This window comes from Vibrio sp. 10N.286.55.E10, assembly GCF_002872555.1.
Classification (GTDB): Bacteria; Pseudomonadota; Gammaproteobacteria; order Enterobacterales; family Vibrionaceae; genus Vibrio; species Vibrio crassostreae.
In genome coordinates this window covers 95,565-112,617 of record NZ_MCSD01000001.1, presented here as the reverse complement: position 1 = coordinate 112,617, position 17,053 = coordinate 95,565, and the positions used below count along the sequence as shown (strand labels likewise).

Below are 17,053 nucleotides of genomic sequence, written 5' to 3'. Positions count from 1 at the left end.
GCACTCTAGATATCTATTTATCTCTTCCAATGAATCGGCTTTGTTGAATACTCTCACCGTCGGGATTCGTTACTTTAAACTGGTAAACTCTCGGGATATTACCTTTGTAGAAAAATGCTCGTCCATTCTCAGTTGTTTCTTGTACTTGTTGGCCTCGAATGTTGGTGGTCACTTGAGCATTAGCAAGGCGTTTACCATCTTGGTAAGCCGTCACCACCACTCCATTATGTTGCTCGAAAATCGACATTTTCAACTCGGCATGAGATGCAAATGAGGCTGCGAACAGTGCTGTGCTAAGGGCAAATTTAAATTTCATTTCAGTAATCTCTGTATTGTGGGAATACGAGAAATATACGGATGGGGACTCTCTATTGATAACGGGAAGTCTTAAATAGGATGTCCTAAATTATTGAATTACATCGATGGAACTTGTTCTATTTTCTGGTTCAGTGTCGCCCCAAATTAACCGACACAAAATTACAGACACAAAAAAACCGAAGCCCATCACTTCGGTTTCAAATCAAATTAAGCTCGTTCAGTTCACTGAGTTCAGCAAGCCGATTACTCGTAAGCACTCAACCATGTTTTTAGCAGCTGGTTAGTATTCTTCTTCTGGCTAGCAGACAATGATTTAACCAATTTTTTTTGCATTTCGACATGTTCAGTCATCATTTCATCGATCAGAACTAGGCCATCTTTGGTCAGTTTCACACTCACGCTTCGTCTGTCTTCCTTACTGTGCTCTCGACTTATTAACCCTTTGGCTTCCAGTTTATCAAGACGATTGGTCATCGCGCCTGACGTTAGCATCATTGAGCCAATCAGCTCTGAAGGCGTCAGTCGATATGGCTTTCCAGAGCGTCGTAAGGTCGCCAATACATCAAACTCGCCCAACTTCATGTCGTACTTTTTATGCAGGTCGGCAACTTGCGTTTCCATATACTTGGCAATACGCATAATTCGGCCCATCATTGCCATAGGCTCAGTTTCTAATTCGGGCTTTTCCTTTGCCCATTGCTCTACAACGCGGTCGATAGCATCCATTTGCAATCTAGCTCCGTTATTAGTCTGATTACTTTAAACTAGTTTAACATAAAGATACTTTACAACCACTAGTTCTCAGTATACAGTTCACACAATAGTTATCTTAACGTAAAGATATTTTAGATGAACATATTATTAGCAATGATTCCCGCATTCTTCTGGGGAACAACTTATGCAGTGACGCAATTTACGCTACAGGAGTGGCCACCACTATTACTAGGTGCTTTGCGTGCATTACCTGCTGGTTTGTTATTGCTAGCGGTAAAACCGACACTGCCGAAAAAAGGCGAGTGGCAAATCATTTTCACTCTAGGCCTGATCAACATCGCGACCTTCTTTGGTTTGATCTTCGTGATGGCACTAACCCTGCCTTCAGCGATTTCAGGCGTGGGGATGATCTCTGTACCTGTGTTCGCAATGATCTTCCATTGGGTAGTGAAGAAACAGCGCCCGCATTTGATTCAAGCCTTGTCAGGTATTGGCTTGATCACCTTAGCTTGGATTCTATTCAACCCAAGTCAAATCGCATTGAACCCTATCGGTTTAGGCGCCATGTTTGCCGCTATCATGTGTATCGTTATCGGCAGCAGCATTACCAAATCACTGGGTAATCGCATGCACTGGTGGAAGGTACTCACATGGCAGCTCATTCTGGGCGGTACGATTTTGTCTGTCGCGTCTGGCGTTCATGCCTTCATCGACCCACAGCCTTATGTTAACGCTGTCACTCATTTCGATACTCGTAATGCGATGGGCCTATTGTGGGTGATTGGGCTAAACACGGCACTTGGTTACGGCATGTATGTGTGGTTGCTGCAACGTATGTCTGTAGTTGATTTCACCTTCGGTGGCATCGCTAACCCAGTAGCAGGTATCGTTACAGGTATGGTGTTGATGGGTGAATCATTCACTGCAGTCCAATACTCACTAATGACAGGCATGATCGTGATGTCGCTGCTACCGCAACTTATTCTTGCAGTCAGACAATCCAAGCAAGTTAAGCCTGTTACTCAATAGTAATCGCATACAGAAAATACCTATTCCAGAGCCCAACAAACCCGCCGAGTGCGGGTTTTGTTTTATTAGCATCACATCCATATAAGTTTTCTATTTGTTCTCAATCTGTTACCAACTTATGATTAAAGAACTCATAATCATTCGGTGCTCCTTATGGCAAAAGATCTATTCTCGAACTTAGATTTAAATTTACTTCGCACTTTTATCATTCTTCATCAAGAAAGGAACATGCGTAAAGCCTCCGAGCGCCTATTCGTATCTCAACCTGCGATAAGTAAAGCTCTACAACGATTGCGCGATCATTTCGACGATGAACTATTTGTCAAAACGCATCACGGCTTACGTGCAACTGAACACGCAAATATGTTGGCTGAGAGTATTTCACCTATCTTGGATGACCTATCCTCGGCACTCAATAATAGTAATGAGTTCGATCCTAGTGAACTACGCGGTCCATTGAAATTAGCTTTGTCTCCATTTCTTTTAAGTTCACTATCTAGCAAGTTGTTCAATGCAATTCGTTCTCAAGCTCCACACGTTCAAGTTCAGCTATTAAATTGGTCTAAAACAACGATGTCAGACATCATCAATGATGAAGTTCTGATTGGCTTCAATTATGAAATTAACCACGCCCCAAAAGAACTATTACAACAGCCGATCGCACAAGACAGCTTTAAGGGCTATCTAAGAGAAGGGCATCCTTACCAGAAAGATTTCATTGAAATCAAAGATGGTGTGAAGTTTGAACTGGCGACGATCATTGCTATAGACTGGAATTCTCATCAAACAATTGCTGAAAAAATTCTAAAAATCAAAGGGCTTGACGCCAGAATAGGCTTTCGCTCCGAGCTTCCATCAGCAGTTATCGACGTAGTGCAAAACTCCGATATGATGTTTCCTGCCTCGAAGTTTTTAGGAATAGAGAAGAAAACCTCTTTACGAGCTATCGATATCTTGTTTGATAACAAAGATATTAACCCTGTCGTTTGTGCTTATTTTCATCACAAGAATCGAAACAGCCCAACAACTCTATGGCTTAAAAAGATACTTGATAACCTTATCAATAATAACCAGTAGTTATCAGCGTCTTTACTTTCCTTTATTAATAACTAAACGTTAATGCCTCTATTCCTTTAAGGGATTAGAGGCTTTTTTGCTCAATCCATATACTTCTCTCATCGGCTAGGAACGCCACATAACACTGCAAGAAGCAACTTAAGTTCCTAAACAATTATTTGAGAGTAAACCATGAAACTAAAATTACTGAGCACTGCTATTGCGGCCACATTCCTTGCAGGTTGTTCTTCTTCTGGTTCAAGTGATAACGGCGGCGGTATTGATCCACAAGACGGTATTGCTGACGTTACATACTTCCAAGGCGAAAACCTACAAGCAGCAATCATTAGTGGTGATGAAGGTAATTACCAAGCTAATTTATTGCAAGGAAGCAATGGTAATACGGTCATTCGCTTAAATGGTACAACCTATGTAACCAATGGTGATGAAGTAAAAAATGCTCAAGGTGAAACCATTGGCCATATACAAAAAGAAGGTTCAGAGCTTATCTTTCATGGCAACAATGGTGGAGAAGCAGTACTTAAAGTTGAAAATGGCCGTTTAATTATTTCTGAAACGATAAAACCAGCCCCACAACTACCACCTAAAGATGATGATTCATGGGATGGAGATCATGGCTGGGATGTCACGAAACCTGCTCCAGAATTACCACCTAAATGGGATGGCGATGAAGGACACACAAACCCATTTATACCAGTGACAATTAATGGTGTTGATTATGTTATTGATACAACAACTAACTTAGTCACAATTGATGGTGTTGTTGTTGGTGGAGCTGAATATGATGGAAAAGGTCGAATCGTATTTACTGATTTCTCTACTGGCGAAACTATGCAAATTGGAAAAGACAGCAACGGTAATATTACCATCATCAGAGGTGATGTAGATAATGGATGGGGTTGGGTAAACCCAGATAACGACTTACCTGAATTTGATGGCGGTTGGGATAATCCAAATAAACCTTACACTGTCGAGTTTAGTAAAGAACACCAACAAGCTTACGTGTACAACGAAGAGGGTAAAACGGTATTAATTATTGAGCCAGGTGATACTCATGGATCGTTTGAAGTTCGACTAGGTGCCATGAACTCTGACGACGTTTATGTTATTTATCAAGACAATCGTGGGGAATGGGTAATTGATTGGGAAAAATCAAGCATTGATGGTGAATGGGGAGTATCTCCTGATTCTGAAAAACAACTACCACCAAGCTTAAATGACCAACTGATTACTAGCATTGAATCTGGACAAAATACTGACGGCTCAACATGGATTAGTATTAATGACAAAGCGGTAAGTATTATTATTAATGACGGGAAAATTGTTGATGTAAATATCTCTGATAAAGCAAAGAAAGTAATTGCTGAACGTATTGAGCTTCGCTCAGATTTAAATGCAGAGCAAATTCGTCAAAAGGCACAATCTCTATCTCAAGAACAACGTCAGCAAATTAAGCAAGCTGTAAAAGACCGTGTTAGTCGCAGCTAATCAAAGACAATAAATATAAAAGCAAAGGAGCCGCTTATTAGCGGCTCCTTTTTATTTGAGAGTTGGGAACACGATGAAACGACTATTAATCACTTTATTGATACCCCTTGCCGTATGTGCAAACGACCATCAATTACAAACATTAAATTATCATGAGCCAAGCTTGAGCTTTCAAACAGCTAAAGCTGGAGACAACTGGATAGGTACTGTATCTGGAGTTATTCAAGCAACTGAAGAGATCAACGTCAGTGCAGAAATTGACTCGGAAGGTTACCTAGAAATAGGAACTGGTTACGGCTTGATGCTGGGTAACTTTTACACTGAAGCTTTCGTGAGTTATGGCCGAGCAGACCTTATCGATATCTACGATATCGGCTTATTTGGTGGCACCGCCATCACGAACAATATTATGGTGTTTGCGAACACATCGCATGAATGGCGCGATGTTTCTTTATCCCTCATAGATATGACAGATAGAGAATGGAAAAACACTATCGGGACAAGTTACTCTCCCAAGGAGTTTATGAACTTTTCCTATTCATTCAGCCATGATCGCCAATTAACGGGTTCAAAAGGTTATTACAACAGCCAAGACGTCACTTTTACCCTGAAACCCAAATGGGTGGAGCCTTATGTGAAATATACATTCGGTCAAAAGCGCGTTAGTCCAGGAGATGTATTTCGTTCAGATGGCAGCGTCGAACTAGGATTCAACCTTCGTTTTTAGTTTACCGTTTCGTGTGGTAGCTCTCTCCCCTTTACGATCTGTTTGAGTAAAGGGGCTTTTTGGTTTTTGCGCCCTATGAAAACCTCATCTCATGCTTTCACAATAAAGGATGAAGTGAGACTCATTTTTGAGCCTGTCGCGTATCAGATATGTCTTTTCGACTAGCATAAAGTAAGTACATCGAAACGAAACTGAAAGGTGACATCATGATTAAGTCGAAGCTGAAAGCACTTGTTTTGGCGAGCAGCCTCTTTATCTCACATCACGCACTGGCTACGGAAAACTACAATACCGAAATTCCATCAAGCATTATGACGCCGGATACGGTGCAGACAAGCATCGGCGAGCTGAACTTTAAAGACGGTGCACCAACGGCTGAAACCGCGCAAAAGCTGTATGACAACCTAGATACGCTGCGCTCAACAGAGGTGTTCCTCAATGCTATCCCAATGGCTTCGCTTGAAGCACTGCGCGTTGGTCACGCTGAAATCGGTTCAACATCATCAAACCAAGTTGTGGTGTTTGATAACTTAATGGATTCGAATCCGCTATTTCTAACCGGCAACACCGACACCGTTTATGCTTCGGTTTTCCTCGACCTTGAGAAAGATGGCCCAACCGTCATTGAAGTTCCTGAAGATATGGGACCAACGACTGTGAACGATGCGTTCTTCCGTTTTGTTACCGACCTAGGCATCGTGGGGCCCGATAAAGGCAAAGGCGGTAAGTACCTGATTCTTCCTCCAGGTTACGAAGGCGAAGTTCCTGAAGGCTACTTTGTTTCACAATCAACTAGCTACACCAACTGGTTTATTGCTCGCGGGTTCTTAAAATACGGTAAGACCGATGCCGCGGTAAAAGCTTATAAAGAGAAACTTAAGATCTACCCATTAGCGAAGAAAGATGACCAACCAAAAATGGAGTTCATCTCGGGGAGTGGCAAATCGTTCAATACCATTCATGCAAATGACGAACACTTCTACACAGAGATTAAAACCGTGCTAGATAAAGAGCCGATTTCATTCATCGACCCTGAGCTGCGTGGATTAATGTCGAGCATTGGCATTCAAAAGAACAAACCTTTTGCGCCCGATGAACGCATGAAAAAGCTGATGAAAGATGGTGTCGCGATTGGTAACGCAACGGCTAGATCCCTCTACTTCCAGCCAAGAGACAAGAAAGCTTACATCTATGAAGACCGCCTATGGAAAACAGCGTTTATCGGTAAAGATTACCAATGGTTTGTTGACCAAGGTGAAGGTGGACGCAACCTAGATGCACGATCTTACTTCTTCTATGTAGCGACAGTGAATACACCCGCGATGGCTTTGAAGCTTATCGAAAAGGGCTCTCAATACGCGCTACTTGATCAAGCAAAAGACGGTGAATATTTCGATGGTGGCAAGCACTATAAATTAAATATTCCGGCGAATGTTCCGGCTAAGAACTTCTGGTCTATTGTGGCTTACGACACACAAACACGTTCAGAGCTACAAACCAGTCAACCGCTGCCAAGCAAGAACAATCAACGTGATGATTTTATTGAAAATGAAGATGGCTCGGTTGATTTGTACTTTGGCCCAACAGCACCAAAAGGCAAAGAAGCGAACTGGATTGAGACGGTACCAGGTAAAGGTTGGTTCACGATACTAAGACTCTACGGCCCTCAAGAAGCTTGGTATGACCAAACATGGAAGCCAAGCGACATTGAAGAAGTTAAGTTGTAACACGAACCAGACTTAACTAAACAAGCTGTAGATACTAAAAAACGCGCCTTCATCGGCGCGTTTTTTTGTTGTTGTCATCATCTATATGATCAATAGCTTTCTAAGCTCTCACTTAAGATCTGCTCAATCCGTTTGACTATCGGGTGCTGATAACAAGCTCGGTGATACTGAATACCAACATCAAAAGTCACCGCTTCACCGTTGAATAAAACAGGACGTTTACTGAGCCCACTAGGGATAGAAGCCAAATCCATATCAAAGCCAACGTACACATACTGGCTTACTTGAACACATTGCAACGCAGAGGATACCGATGCAACGGTCAGCTTTTGTTGCAATACCAAGCCTGTGCGTTTTTTTAGGCGTTCGTAATAGGAGTTCGCATCCAATGACCCCATCGAAACGCGCACCGTATCAAAGCTTTCTAACTGGTTGAGGTCGATGGCTTCATTTTTGGCTAAAGGGTGAGTATCCGCCACATAAGCAAACAGCTCCAACGACCCTACTTTACGCTCCACAATTCGGTCGTTGAGCTCATTAGGGTAGCCCGACACACCAATCGCTAAGGTCCCTGCTTTAGGGAATTCAACGCCATCCAAAGACCAGTCCATCATCGAGATCTTGGGCTTAGCCTCCTCATTAGTAAGTCCCTGCAACAAAGGGACCGTAAACAGTGTGCTCAGCGGATTGGCGGCGTGAAAAACATATTCGATGTTCGAATCGTTACCAATAAACGACTGCGATATTTGCTGCGCTTGCTCTAGCTTTTCTAAAGGTTCTTTCACCACCAGTATTAGTTGAGTGGTGAACAAGGTCGGCGCATAAACACCTTTGGTTGCAATGAATAACTCATTAGCAAACAAATCTCGACAATCCGAAAGGTGGCGATTAAACGTTGCTCGGCTGATATCCAGAATATGGCAAACCTTCGCCTGAGATTGTTGCTCATAAAGCAAATCCAAAAATCGATACAGATTTAAGTCGATTGTGTTTTTCAAATGCCCTACCTCATTTCCATGCTTTGCCTTTCTAGTTCAGTATGAACGTGAACCAAATAAACCTTCAACACTCTATGCTATAAGTTTGTTGTCAGTAGCGTTTTTTACAGACGTTATCTAAATACCACTGCCCACAAGACTCCGAAGTCGAGTAAATATATCATTTGTCTTACGTTGCGGAATCATACATCCATTCGTAAAAATTAAACCTTACAAAAAATAATGACTTTATAAAAATATCAATTGGTGAAAATATTTGCTTATCAATAGTTATATTAGAGATTTAATTTCTACATTTCATTTCAATTAGAGACAAAAAGACAAATTTTTTCTCCGACTACCTCCTTATACTGTGCCACGTCATTAAGGCGCTACAAGCCTATGATTTAAAATAATTATTAATGAGTAGTCACCATGAATTCGAAGTCGCTAACTATCTTGCTTTTTGTCTCTGTTTGCTTAATTTGGGGAACCACTTGGTTCGCTATGGAAGTAGCATTGCATTCTATCCCACCTATTTTTGCTACTGCGTTGCGCTTTTTACTTGCAGCCCCTCTGCTTGCGGTATTGGCGAAAGTCTTCAACCAACCACTGCTGTTCCCTAAAGGTAAGCGCCAATGGCTGCTTATTGTTGCGCTGATGTATTTCGCGATTCCGTTTACGTTGATGATCTATGGCGAGCAATACATCTCTTCAGGTTTAGCGTCGATCATCTTCGCCAACATGCCTGTCGCTGTGATGCTGATGTCTGGCTTATTCTTAGGTCTACGACTGGCGAAGCACCAGATATTCGGTTTGATTACTGCTGTTGTGAGCCTATGTTTGATCCTTGGTAACGAAATGCAGATGGGCGGTGATGACTACTTTATCGGTACAGTTTGTCTGGGGCTCGCGGTTGCGATTCACGCGGTAATGTACGTATTGGTTCAAAAACACTGTAAAGGTATCGAGGTGCTGACTTACAACGCTGTACCAAGTTTTATTGCTGCGATTTTCTTGTTTGCTGTATCGGCAGTCGGTGAGAACGTGAATGTAGAATCTTTCACTTGGGATTCTATCTCAGCGGTCGTGTACCTAGGTTTTGTAGCGAGTGTCGGTGGCATTGTGGCTTACTTCAAACTAGGTCAGGTGTCGACGCCGTTCCAAGCATCCATTTGTTTCCTTATCTTCCCAGTGGTTGCACTGTTGATCTCTTGCTACATCAATGGTGAGGTGCTATCGGAACAGTCTCTGCTTATGATGATCCCTCTACTTTGTGGCATCCTGCTAACTAAAGCACCAAAGAGCATCTTCAAGCTACGTTCAACGCTTAAAACGGCAAGCAGTAACTAAGCAGCTAAATACTAAGATAAACCGCATTCAAACTACCCCAGAAGCTCACCATATGCTCCTGGGGTTTTGTTTAGTCCCAACACGCCTTCACAATTTACTGCCCCTTTACAGCCAACCCCTTCTCATATTGAACCGCTTACCAAGCGAATGACTTAAACATCGCAATCAACTACATTAGACTCAGCCATTATTGCCAGCTCTGGTTAATACCCTTAGTTATCTCTCCACAAAGGAATGTCATGAGTAATCCCATCAAACACATGCGTCTTGTCAAAGGTCAACCTTGTAGGGTTGAGGAACTGACGAATAACGATGATGCGTTCTTAGAACCGCACAGACATGAATACTGGGAGTTAGTATGGTGCGTGGATAATCATGGCAGTCAGAGCATTGATTTCGTTGACTACGACAATAAGATCGGCCGTATTTTCACCATTGCACCGGGCCAAGTACACCGCTCGGAGCTAGTCGGAGAAAGTGCTCGTTTACTGGTATTTACTCCTGGCTTTGTTAAAACCAATCACCGCAACACTCAGCTGGTCGATACTGTTTTTGCCATGCACCAAAGCCGCCCTCCCTATTTGGATTGCAGTGAAGAAGGCAACCGCTACTTGTTGCCTATTTTCGACATGCTGAAAGAAGAGTGCGCACGAGAAGAGAGTGACTGGGACCTAGTAGAATCACTCATGAATAGCTTTTTGCGCTACATCCTGCGCTTTGCTAGCCAATCCTCATTGAAAGGTGAAGTACGCGATAGCCGAGTGAACAAGGTGGTTGATTTGATTGAACAGCACTACATCACCCATAAACATTGTGATTTTTATGCGCAAGCGCTGTCGATAACCAACAAACGTATTAACGAAATTGTCAAAGCTGATAAAGGTAAAACCGTCACTCAATTGATCCACGACCGAATCATTTTAGAAGCGAATCGAGAACTGCTCTTCTCAACCAAGACCATCAAGACCATCGCTTTTGAACTAGGCTTCGAAGATCCGGCCTATTTCAGCCGTTTTTATCGCGGACAGATGAAAGAGTCACCGGCACAGTTTCGAAGCCGATGTGCAGATAGTGCAATATAATACGCAGATAATCCCTTTTTTAGCCTCCATTAAGTTCCGATAATGCTCCCTCTTTATTTCATCCATTTTGGTACATCCAAATTGTTGGGAGCTTATTCGAATGGCCATCAACCTAAAAACCGATCCAATATCTAAGTCTTTTTATCAATACCTATGGCCAGCGCTAACCGGCATGGTGATCAAATCTCTTTTCATAATGGGAGACGCTTGGTTCGTTGGGCATGGTGTCGGTCCTGGTGGCTTGGGCGCTATCGCTCTCACCATCCCTGCTTTCTCAATATTCACTGCAATTGCCATGATGGTTGGTATTGGTGGTGCGGCGCTGATGTCTATTGAAGTGGGCAAAGGCAACGTAACCTCTGGGCAAACTCTGTTTAATCAATCGATGTTGATCACCGCTCTATTTAGCACGGTGACCGTCAGCATTGCCTTGTATTGGCTCGATGAGATTATTGCGCTGATGGGGGCTTCTGGATACATGGCTGAGCTGACTCACGACTACCTATCGGTAATGCTGCAGTTCTTCGTGCTCTACTCGTTAGCTTGGGTTATGTCATGCTTTGTGCGTAACGATACCAACCCAAAACTGGCGACTTACGCCATGTCGATTGGTGCTGTGGTCAACCTCGTATTGGATTACTTCTTTGTCCTAAAATGGGGCTGGGGCATGAAAGGGGCCGCCTACGGCACAGCCATCGCACAGGGTGTCATCGCGTGTATTTTATTGAGTCACTTTGTACGCAAACAAGGCACCTTAACGCTGAGTTTAAAAGGTATTGGTTTTAATAAACTACCAAGTATCCTGAAGATTGGCACTCCAACTTTCTTCATTGAAGTCACAGCCGCTATGACGATCTTGCTCTTCAACTATGTACTGTTGGATCAGTTTGGTGAGAACCACATAATCGCTTATGGTTTAACAGCCAACATCGGGGTCTTTGCTCTATTTGTGATGGTCGGTATTGCTCAAGCTTGTCAGCCTATCATTAGCTTCAATCATGGTGCTAACCAGCCAAATCGCATCGAAGAAATCTTCCGCTTAGGATTAAAAAGTGCAGTCGGCAGTGGCCTAGTATTTATGGGGATTGTGTATCTGTTCGCACCTCAAATCGCAGCGCTTTATCTGGGAGCTTCAAGTGATTTGATTGGGCTATCCGTGACCGCACTCACTTTCTTTTTCTTTGGTGTGCCGCTAATGGGAATCAACTTAGTGATTGCCAACCTGTTTCAAGCGACTGCCAAACCAAAACAGGCAACACTAATATCTCTTGCTCGCGGTTTTGTGTTCGTGGCTTTGGGTATCATCATTCTGCCAAAGCTGTTCCCAGAACAAGGGATTTGGGCAAGTATTCTATTCGCGGAAACTCTAACGGCAATCGTCAGCTTTAGCATGTTACGCAGTTATAAGAAGCGCTTTGCTGACTCTTTAGAGCAACAAATCGTTTAGACGAGCGAACAGCAGAAACTAAAAAAGCTCCAATATCGCTATTGGAGCTTTTTTATTTATCTCGCGTTAGGTGACCATGACATTAGCGCCAGCTAAACATTCGTACTTCGTTGCCCTCTTCTGGCTTCTTCGGAATATTCAAAGACAGCGCCAAAGAAACGGCCGCCATTGCTGCACCAATGTAGAACACAGTCGCAGGCGAAGAGAGCCAAATCACACCGAATACAACAGGAATAACAACCGCCGCAATATGGTTGATAGTGAAAGACACGCCCGCGGTGGAAGCCATATCAGCAGGGTCGGCAATCTTCTGGAAGTAGGTTTTGATTGCTAGAGCTAGAGCAAAGAATAGATGATCGACCACATACAATGCTGCCGCCCATTCTGCACTTTGCACCAAGCCGTAACCGACAAACACACCAATCAAACCCACATACTCGAAGATAAGCGCTTTACGCTCACCCACTACACCAATGAACTTACCGATACGCTTAGCAAACAAGAAGTTAAACAGATAGTTAATTAAGAACAGTAGCGTTATGTCAGCGGCTGAGTAACCGAACTTCTCAACCATCAAAAAGCCTGCGAATACGGTAAATATCTGTCTTCTGGCACCACTCATAAAGGTCAACGCGTAGTAAAGCCAATAACGCTTTCTCAGCACCAACTTCTTATTTTGCTGGGTCTTCGTTTGAAATTCAGGGAAGCCAAAAGTCATCACAAGCACCAGAATAAAACCTAGGCCGCCAGTAATGCCATATACCCAGGCAAAGTCGAGCTTTAACTGCTCCAACATCACCCAAATAGAACCGTATGTTAGCAAAGATGCTAAGGCACCCACCGAGATCATTTTCCCTAGCATCTCTGGCGCTTCTTCTTTGCTTAGCCATTGCAGTGACAAAGATTGCTTCAGCGTTTCAAAATAGTGGAAACCCGTCGACATCAAAATGGTGGTAAGCAAAAGGCCTGTCAGCGAAGGGAATAAACCAGTAATCGCCGTGCCCACGGTCAGCATCGCTAGCGATATCAACATGAAGCGTTGCTCACGTATGAAGGCTAAAACAAACACCACAGTAAACGCTAAGAAGCCGGGTATCTCACGAACACTTTGCAGCAAGCCTATATCAGCACCGTCAAAGTTCGCTTTCTCAATCACGAAGTTATTAAGCAGAGCCATCCAGCTCGAAAACGCGATAGGTACAACAATCGAAATCAGTAATAAAAAGTTTTGCGGCGTTTTCCAGCTCGCCTTCGATGCACTCATAGCAGACAAATCCTAAATAGTAATCCAGTATCATACTCCGGTTTTATGCCGAGTAACAAATCATTAACACTTCTGAAGAGGTTAAAAGGACATGACTTTCATCGTTTGCATAGGGGAGCGTGAAAACAGCAATCGACACCTTGAAATGATGAAACATTATGTTACATTTACAACCTACTTGATCACAACCAAGTGACGGGAATGACAACCCTGCGTAACACTCCTCTCTACCACGCGCATCCCAATATCAAAATTTCATTCTAAGCCTACCTGCACTTGCAGCGTCTGCGCTTCTGACTTTTATAATAATAACTCATTGGATTAACTATGTTTCCCATCTCTCATGAGGGGAAGTGGTTTCGATTTTTAATGGTATTCATATTCCTTGGTGCTGCCATGGAGACGGATATCTATCTACCCACATTTCCCGATATATTGAACGACTTCAACACTGACGCGGTTATGGTGCAGCGCATTCTGAGCTATAACTTTATCGGCATCTGTATTGGTTCCTTACTCTATGGACCACTATCGGATCATTTTGGTCGCCGAAAGATACTAATGTTTGGTTTTAGTGTCTTTCTTGCTGCAAGTATAGGCTGCATTTTTGCTTCAAGTATCGAGCAATTATTAGCGTTTCGACTGCTCCAAGGCTTCGGCAGTTCAGCGTGTGTAATCGTTGGTACCGCAATGATCTTTGATCTGTTCGATGAAGAACCCGCCGCCAAACTGATTGCCGATCTCAATACTTTAGTGGTCAGCTTGATGGCTTTTGCACCTCTTATTGGCGGCTGTATAAGCCTCCATATGGGTTATAAAGCAAACTTTGTCTTTATCGCCATTTTAGTACTGCTTTCTGCGACCAAATGTTTCTTCTTCTTGCCTGAATCTTTGAGTAAAGATAAACGGAAGAAGGTCGCGCCTAAGCGAATAGCAAGCGACTATAAAACCGTATTGTCTTCGTCAGCCTTTTGGTACAACACGCTAGTGACGAGCTTAATTCTTGCCGCCTACATGATTTATGTTTCCAACATGTCGTTATTGTATATAGAGCAATTAGAAGTCAGCCCTGATCAGTTCCCGTTTTTCCAAATGGCAACACTGGGCACATTCGTCTTGGTGAGTTTGAACAACGCACGCTTAATCGACAGGTTTGGCATTGATAAATTAAAAAGTACTGGGCTTGGCTTAATATTTACCACCACGCTCATCTTTTTCTTATTGCCGTCTGAACAACTTAACTCACCATTCATCCTAACAGGGACGATGTGCTTATTTTCAATAGGTGCAGGGTTATCGATTGGATTGTTCTTTGCTAAATCGATGCAAGTTTTTCCAGATCTAACAGGAATCGCAGCATCACTGGTGACGGCTATTCGCCTATTTATCGTTTCTGCAGCGATTGATTTAGGCAGTAATGCGTACGAAGGGACATCGGAGTCAGTCATACATGTGATGACCGCCGTCGTTATCTTTTTAGCGGCTATCTCCTCGCTCAATTACTGGCGTCAAAGCCGATTGAAACAGGCTGAGAATATGTAGCAAGTACCTGAGTAAAGAAGGGAGTTAGCCTCCCTTCTTTATTGATTGAATGCCTTTAAAGGGCTTTATAAAAGGTTAACCACTCACCTCGTTCTAAGCCGCTAACGTTCACTCCTGTGATGCCACTCGAGGTTGTTGCGTTAGAAGGAGAGAATGAAAGGTTAACATTTTTGAATTTATCAGAAATGCTACTTTCCGTTCCTGTTTGAGAAAGAATGTAGCCCAAGTTAGTAGAGTTCCAGCTTGAGTTTCCACTGTCTTCCCATTTTTTAAGGAGTTCTTTTGTTACCAGTTGGCTGCCAACTTTAAGAGCCGGACCACTAATATTTCGGAATTGATAGTAATCCACCCCTGAAGAAGTCAGCGCAATCACTTTTTCAGCCAATACATACAAAGAGTTGATTGCCGAACTGCTCAACACCTCTTTCACTATCAAGGTTCTATTCGTGTTATCAACGATATAGAGAATGTTCGCTGTAGCAACCGCACTTATTTTGCCATCCTTCGATGTTGCTATCTTACTGATGGTGGAATCGACATCCAACTCCCCGAGTACCGTTTGCTGAATCGAGTTTGAAACCCATTCAAGCTTGTTACTGTCTAGCCCCAACAAAATTTGCTGGTTCGCTACAATATTGGCTGTTTTCAGGTTCAACTTATCAATAGTCATCTTGGTGGATAAGTTAGTTGTGTTAATAACCTCAGCCGCTAAATTGGCGCTCGAAAAATAATTCTTATAAACAATCAAAGCTTCACTTTGGTCGTAAGATGGCATGATCTGAGGCGAAGAGGACTTGAGTGCGTGGCGCCAATTATTCATCGCTAACTTGTCAGCACTTAGTAATCTAACCTCTTGCTGCGAGTAAATCGAACTACCAGTATTTTTAACTGCCAATAACGAGCCGCTTTGCAGCAGTGGAATCACTTTTGTAAAGTTATCGTTGATACATGATTGACTAGAATCAGGAGTTTCAGCAGGTTTAGGTTTCGGCGTAGGAATTGGCGGCAGCGTTCCTCCGCTTCGGCTACTGTAGCTATCAATCTTAAACGCCTTTGCACCACTATTATTATTGGTACTCGTTAGACTCGATAAGAAGATGCCGTTGGCACCTTTACTATTACAAATATCACTCTCCGTCGGTGAGGCGTAAGACGTAGGCTTATAAACTTTATAGGCTTGGCTACCATTCAATGTAGGTACTAACTGAATGATTTCATTAGACTCTACCGGTATCTCTACACCACCAGTTCCGCCTCCATGGTGGTCATCATCGTCGTCATCGTCATCGTCATCGTCATCGTCATCATGATCGTCGTAATCGTCGTCATGAGAACGAATACTAATCAAGCCAGAATTAGCTTGGGACGCCAAACCATTATCAAGAGTCACTGGCTTATTACGTGAAGAGCTATCGATTTGCATCACGACATCATTCGCCGTTAGAAACACTACCTGACTGCTCGCTGGATTCAGAGCGATAGATTTGGCACCAGACAATTCTGGCACCGATTGAGAACCGCGAACAACCAGAGCATCCTCTATTTGCAAGTGCCTCGAAGCAGTCCCCGCGACATCGACGCCTGAAAGGTCCAACGTTTTATGCTCGATCATGAGGTCGAGAGCATGGGCAATATTTGTGTATGCAGCTTGCTTTCCGTCAGTTTGTGCCTTTTTCAGCGATTTTAGCAACACATTAGACTTATCTTTAGGTCCATATGTTGTGTCTAGTGAGGCAAAATTCACACCGACATGATCACCTAATTTACTTTGAAGCGATGCTTTAGCCTGTTCTATATCGTTGCTAATCGTTGGATTAAACATCATCTCGCTATGAATCAAAGTAGTGAAAGGCGTCACCAGCTCCATACCAGGAGAAGCGGTTAAAATTGCACCATCATATTGCCTCTGTTGTGCATACACGGAAACGTCTGTAATGAGTTTTTCTTGCTCACTGCATACACCATTCAGATCTGCATCAGCACATACTAATGAACTTTGAAAAGCATGGCCTGAAGTGGTCGCTCCAACTGGATTCTCTCCATCAGAACTCCCCCCACACCCTGCGACCATTAGGGCACTAGATATAGCTAGTGACAATTTGCATACTAAAAATTTATTGCGCATTTTTTCGACCGATTCACCTAGTTTATTGTTGTATGAGTAGTATTTTATTTTGCTATTAAATCACTTAACCAAATAAAAGATCAAATGATATTGATAACTACTATCATTTAAATTAATATTCTCAGCCTTTCTAGCGGGTAATTTATAAATCTTTGGAGTTCAAGTGGTAAGGAATCCATACAA

Annotated in this window: 14 protein-coding genes; 9 read left to right on the top strand and 5 right to left on the bottom strand. The window is 42.9% G+C overall.

Annotated elements, in window-relative coordinates; all coding sequences use genetic code 11:
• Positions 1 to 13: 13 nt before the first annotated feature.
• Positions 14 to 316: a hypothetical protein gene (locus BCV39_RS00445; RefSeq protein ID WP_102433253.1), complete on the bottom strand. Its 303-nt coding sequence runs from the start codon at positions 314 to 316 to the stop codon at positions 14 to 16.
• 245 nt (positions 317 to 561) lie between these two features.
• The gene (locus BCV39_RS00440) at positions 562 to 1,044 is read right to left on the bottom strand and encodes a MarR family transcriptional regulator (protein WP_004737459.1); all 483 of its coding nucleotides are present in this window, start codon (positions 1,042 to 1,044) and stop codon (positions 562 to 564) included.
• Positions 1,045 to 1,167: 123 nt separating this feature from the next.
• On the opposite strand from BCV39_RS00440, the gene BCV39_RS00435 reads away from it, so the two are divergent.
• The 5 genes from BCV39_RS00435 (at position 1,168) to BCV39_RS00415 (ending at position 7,080) form a co-directional block, all read left to right on the top strand.
• Positions 1,168 to 2,061 carry a DMT family transporter gene (locus BCV39_RS00435; RefSeq protein WP_102433254.1) on the top strand — a complete coding sequence of 298 codons (894 nt, stop codon included), beginning with the start codon at positions 1,168 to 1,170 and terminating at the stop codon, positions 2,059 to 2,061.
• A 153-nt stretch (positions 2,062 to 2,214) separates the two neighbouring features.
• Positions 2,215 to 3,138 carry a LysR family transcriptional regulator gene (locus tag BCV39_RS00430; RefSeq protein WP_102433255.1) on the top strand — a complete coding sequence of 308 codons (924 nt, stop codon included), beginning with the start codon at positions 2,215 to 2,217 and terminating at the stop codon, positions 3,136 to 3,138.
• 171 nt (positions 3,139 to 3,309) lie between these two features.
• Positions 3,310 to 4,626, top strand: coding sequence for a hypothetical protein (locus BCV39_RS00425; protein WP_102433256.1), 1,317 nt, complete (start codon positions 3,310 to 3,312; stop codon positions 4,624 to 4,626).
• Between the two features lie 73 nt (positions 4,627 to 4,699).
• Positions 4,700 to 5,353, top strand: coding sequence for a hypothetical protein (locus tag BCV39_RS00420; protein WP_102433257.1), 654 nt, complete (start codon positions 4,700 to 4,702; stop codon positions 5,351 to 5,353).
• 206 nt (positions 5,354 to 5,559) lie between these two features.
• Complete coding sequence (locus tag BCV39_RS00415) at positions 5,560 to 7,080, top strand: DUF1254 domain-containing protein (RefSeq protein ID WP_102433258.1); 1,521 nt, start codon at positions 5,560 to 5,562, stop codon at positions 7,078 to 7,080.
• Between the two features lie 89 nt (positions 7,081 to 7,169).
• Here BCV39_RS00415 and BCV39_RS00410 read toward each other — a convergent pair whose 3' ends face one another.
• A complete protein-coding gene (locus BCV39_RS00410) occupies positions 7,170 to 8,078 on the bottom strand; it encodes a LysR family transcriptional regulator (RefSeq protein WP_102433259.1) in 909 nt (302 codons plus the stop codon).
• A 414-nt stretch (positions 8,079 to 8,492) separates the two neighbouring features.
• Here BCV39_RS00410 and BCV39_RS00405 point away from each other — a divergent pair, with 414 nt between their 5' ends.
• From BCV39_RS00405 to BCV39_RS00395, 3 genes are all read left to right on the top strand, one after another.
• Positions 8,493 to 9,410 (top strand): DMT family transporter, encoded by a 918-nt coding sequence (locus tag BCV39_RS00405; RefSeq protein WP_102433260.1) that lies wholly within the window; start codon positions 8,493 to 8,495, stop codon positions 9,408 to 9,410.
• 239 nt (positions 9,411 to 9,649) lie between these two features.
• Positions 9,650 to 10,492 (top strand): helix-turn-helix domain-containing protein, encoded by an 843-nt coding sequence (locus BCV39_RS00400; protein WP_102433261.1) that lies wholly within the window; start codon positions 9,650 to 9,652, stop codon positions 10,490 to 10,492.
• A gap of 100 nt (positions 10,493 to 10,592) precedes the next feature.
• Positions 10,593 to 11,939 carry an MATE family efflux transporter gene (locus tag BCV39_RS00395; RefSeq protein WP_102433262.1) on the top strand — a complete coding sequence of 449 codons (1,347 nt, stop codon included), beginning with the start codon at positions 10,593 to 10,595 and terminating at the stop codon, positions 11,937 to 11,939.
• Positions 11,940 to 12,021: 82 nt separating this feature from the next.
• Here the strand turns inward: BCV39_RS00395 and BCV39_RS00390 are convergent, their stop codons facing one another.
• Positions 12,022 to 13,203 carry an MFS transporter gene (locus BCV39_RS00390; protein ID WP_102433263.1) on the bottom strand — a complete coding sequence of 394 codons (1,182 nt, stop codon included), beginning with the start codon at positions 13,201 to 13,203 and terminating at the stop codon, positions 12,022 to 12,024.
• A 327-nt stretch (positions 13,204 to 13,530) separates the two neighbouring features.
• Here BCV39_RS00390 and BCV39_RS00385 point away from each other — a divergent pair, with 327 nt between their 5' ends.
• Complete coding sequence (locus tag BCV39_RS00385) at positions 13,531 to 14,745, top strand: multidrug effflux MFS transporter (RefSeq protein WP_102433264.1); 1,215 nt, start codon at positions 13,531 to 13,533, stop codon at positions 14,743 to 14,745.
• A 55-nt stretch (positions 14,746 to 14,800) separates the two neighbouring features.
• On the opposite strand, the gene BCV39_RS00380 is transcribed toward BCV39_RS00385, so the two are convergent.
• Positions 14,801 to 16,816 carry a hypothetical protein gene (locus BCV39_RS00380; RefSeq protein ID WP_102433265.1) on the bottom strand — a complete coding sequence of 672 codons (2,016 nt, stop codon included), beginning with the start codon at positions 16,814 to 16,816 and terminating at the stop codon, positions 14,801 to 14,803.
• Positions 16,817 to 17,053 lie beyond the last annotated feature (237 nt).

Excerpts from the sequence above, each read along its gene's own strand:
- BCV39_RS00415 (WP_102433258.1), top strand. The coding sequence starts at position 5,560 with ATGATTAAGTCGAAGCTGAAAGCACTTGTTTTGGCGAGCAGCCTCTTT.
- BCV39_RS00400 (WP_102433261.1), top strand. The coding sequence starts at position 9,650 with ATGAGTAATCCCATCAAACACATGCGTCTTGTCAAAGGTCAACCTTGT.
- BCV39_RS00385 (WP_102433264.1), top strand. The coding sequence starts at position 13,531 with ATGTTTCCCATCTCTCATGAGGGGAAGTGGTTTCGATTTTTAATGGTA.
- BCV39_RS00405 (WP_102433260.1), top strand. The coding sequence starts at position 8,493 with ATGAATTCGAAGTCGCTAACTATCTTGCTTTTTGTCTCTGTTTGCTTA.
- BCV39_RS00420 (WP_102433257.1), top strand. The coding sequence starts at position 4,700 with ATGAAACGACTATTAATCACTTTATTGATACCCCTTGCCGTATGTGCA.
- BCV39_RS00430 (WP_102433255.1), top strand. The coding sequence starts at position 2,215 with ATGGCAAAAGATCTATTCTCGAACTTAGATTTAAATTTACTTCGCACT.
- BCV39_RS00390 (WP_102433263.1), bottom strand. The coding sequence starts at position 13,203 with ATGAGTGCATCGAAGGCGAGCTGGAAAACGCCGCAAAACTTTTTATTA.
- BCV39_RS00380 (WP_102433265.1), bottom strand. The coding sequence starts at position 16,816 with ATGGTCGCAGGGTGTGGGGGGAGTTCTGATGGAGAGAATCCAGTTGGA.
- BCV39_RS00445 (WP_102433253.1), bottom strand. The coding sequence starts at position 316 with ATGAAATTTAAATTTGCCCTTAGCACAGCACTGTTCGCAGCCTCATTT.
- BCV39_RS00425 (WP_102433256.1), top strand. The coding sequence starts at position 3,310 with ATGAAACTAAAATTACTGAGCACTGCTATTGCGGCCACATTCCTTGCA.
- BCV39_RS00435 (WP_102433254.1), top strand. The coding sequence starts at position 1,168 with ATGAACATATTATTAGCAATGATTCCCGCATTCTTCTGGGGAACAACT.
- BCV39_RS00395 (WP_102433262.1), top strand. The coding sequence starts at position 10,593 with ATGGCCATCAACCTAAAAACCGATCCAATATCTAAGTCTTTTTATCAA.
- BCV39_RS00440 (WP_004737459.1), bottom strand. The coding sequence starts at position 1,044 with ATGGATGCTATCGACCGCGTTGTAGAGCAATGGGCAAAGGAAAAGCCC.